3 protein-coding genes are annotated in these 2,159 nt (G+C 73.0%); 1 reads left to right on the forward strand and 2 read right to left on the reverse strand.

Going from position 1 to position 2,159, the window contains the following annotated elements; genetic code table 11:
- The first annotated feature begins 253 nt into the window (after positions 1-253).
- Positions 254-412, forward strand: a complete 159-nt coding sequence (locus V6M57_RS17410) for a hypothetical protein (RefSeq protein WP_332816267.1) — start codon at positions 254-256, stop codon at positions 410-412.
- A gap of 21 nt (positions 413-433) precedes the next feature.
- Here the strand turns inward: V6M57_RS17410 and V6M57_RS17415 are convergent, their stop codons facing one another.
- Positions 434-1,429: a hypothetical protein gene (locus V6M57_RS17415; RefSeq protein ID WP_332816268.1), complete on the reverse strand. Its 996-nt coding sequence runs from the start codon at positions 1,427-1,429 to the stop codon at positions 434-436.
- Positions 1,430-1,503: 74 nt separating this feature from the next.
- A partial coding sequence (locus V6M57_RS17420) for a hypothetical protein (RefSeq protein ID WP_332816269.1) occupies positions 1,504-2,159 on the reverse strand: 656 nt, incomplete at its 5' end.

The following is a 2,159-nucleotide window of genomic DNA, read 5'->3' on the forward strand; positions in this document are numbered from 1 at the left end:
GCGATTGCCAGTTGGCGTCGAGTGCGCCATCGGCTGGCGGAGCCGCCGCGCCGACGATCGCTGCAACGGGTCAGCATTCGAATTGCTTTAGGTTAGCGCTGATGGGCTTCCGCCGGAATGACACCCTGCGGTCGGGAGGACATCCGGGGGCCGGGATGAGATCCGGGGGTCCGGAATGACATCCAGAACCCCACAAGTGCGCAAGCACTTCTCCTACAAGCCCATCGGTGCGCGCGGGCAGACTATGCGGCGCATGAAACGCGACCTGCCGCAGCACGTGGCCCCGCATGCCGGGGCGGACGATGACCGGCCGCGCAGCCTGCTGGCGAGCCGCGCCTTCTGGATCGGCGGCCTCCTCAGCGTGGCGGTCTGGGCCGGCGTGATCTACCTCGTCTACCTGGCCGCCAGCTAGACCAGCCTCCCTGGCCGCCCACTAGAACCACGTTGCACTGAACGAAGGCGCCTCCTGCAGCCAGCCCTGCGCGTGCGCGTGCAGCCGCAAGGCCAGCCGCTTCATGGGCGCGTGCTCGCCCGCACCCGAGGCGTGGACCAATGCCTGGGCCGATTCGAGGACTTCCTCCACGTTGCGCGCCGCCATGGCTCGCTCCAGCCGGGCCCACCAGACCAGCGCCTGCATCCAGCTGCCCTGCGGCAGCCTAGCGGCCAACCCCAGGCAGGCCAGGTAATGGGCATCGGCCCGCGCCGCGTCGCCCGCCAGGTGCGCGCCATGGAACCCCCCGAATTCCAGCAGGAACAGCCCCGCCAGCGGTGAAGCCTGCACCAGCCCGCCGGCGGCCCCCGGCTTCTTCAACTGCCGGGCCGCGCCCACCAGGCCTTCCAGTGGCGAGACATCGACCGGCTCCCCCCGCAAGCGCTGGTCCGCGCAGTGCAGCACCTCGGCGAAGGCCGCGTTGACCAGGGGCTGGAACGAGGCATCCGGTCCACCCGGCTGCCCCCGTGCCAGCCGGCAGGCCCGGTCCAGCACGCTGCGCGCGGTGTCGTGGTCGCCCGCCCAGAGCGAAGCGACCCCCATGTAGTTGAGGGCGGCGGCCTCCATCAGCGGCATGTGCCGCGCCCCGTCCACCGCTTCGGACGCCGCCCGCAGCGCCTGTTCGTCGCGTCCCAGCGCACTCTCGGCATGGCTCTGGGCCAGCAGGGCCTGCAGCGCCCCGGCCGCATCGCCCAGCCCCTGCGACAGCAGCTGCGCCCGGCGCGCGAACCGCCGCGCCCAGTCGAACTGCGACTCCAGCGCCAGGGCCTGCGCCAGCAACAGGGCGGCCGCTGCCTCCGCCCCGCGATCCTGCTCGCTCGCGGCAGTCGCCAGGGCCCCTTGCGCGCCGCGCCGGGCCTGCTGCCAGTGCCCCGCCGACCAGGCCCGCCGCGCCGAGGCCAGCTCCTGCCCGCCCGGCGCAGCGCCCTCTACCGCCACGGCTGCCCCTGCCGATGCTGCCAGCGAGAGGGGGCCTGCATGCCTGCCTGCTTCCTGCGATGCGCCGGTCGGGATCAGCGGCTCCTGGATTGCCGCAGGTGCTCGCGCGCCCGCGACCGCGAGATGCCCATCTGCTGCGCCAGCGCGGTCACGGCGGCCTCTTCCCGCTCGTCCCAGCCGCGCGGCGCCAGGCGCTGCAGGGTGCGATCCACGCCCTCGTGCAGCGGCCGGACCACCTGGAACGGATGCACGTCGAGCTCGGCCGCTCGCGTGACCGCCGCCCGGATCATCATGGACACCGCCTCCAGCGGGGCCACGCCTTCGGCCAGCGCCTGCTCGAAACCGTGGTTGATGGCGCTGGCTGCCCGCAGGCGCGGGTGGGCCGCCGCGGCGTCGTCCGCGGCCGCACCGTCGGCGCTGGACAGCGGGCTGTAGTCGATGGCGGTGCGCACCAGCAGGCTGGCCAGCATCAGCGCCACCCGGGTGCCTTCCGCCGACATCGCGCGTTCGGACATGCGTTCGGGCGTGGCGCCCGGCAGGTTCTGCCGGATGCGCTGCTGGTCCTGCGCCGAGAGCAGGGCCGGATAGGCCTTGGCCAGCACCGCCAGCGAGGTGGTCGCCAGCGAGATGGCGGCGACCTGCGGGTTGACCTGCAGCAGGTCGGCCAGCCGCTCCAGGATCAGTTCCTGGATCTCGAGCCGCTGCTTGTCGGTCTGCTCCAGCACGCTTG

The sequence above is a fragment of the Ramlibacter sp. genome, assembly GCF_036676645.1.
Classification (GTDB): Bacteria; Pseudomonadota; Gammaproteobacteria; order Burkholderiales; family Burkholderiaceae_C; genus Ramlibacter.

What these genes read in the sequence shown, in the direction of transcription:
- V6M57_RS17410 (WP_332816267.1), top strand. Translation starts at nt 254, where the DNA reads ATGAAACGCGACCTGCCGCAGCACGTGGCCCCGCATGCCGGGGCGGAC.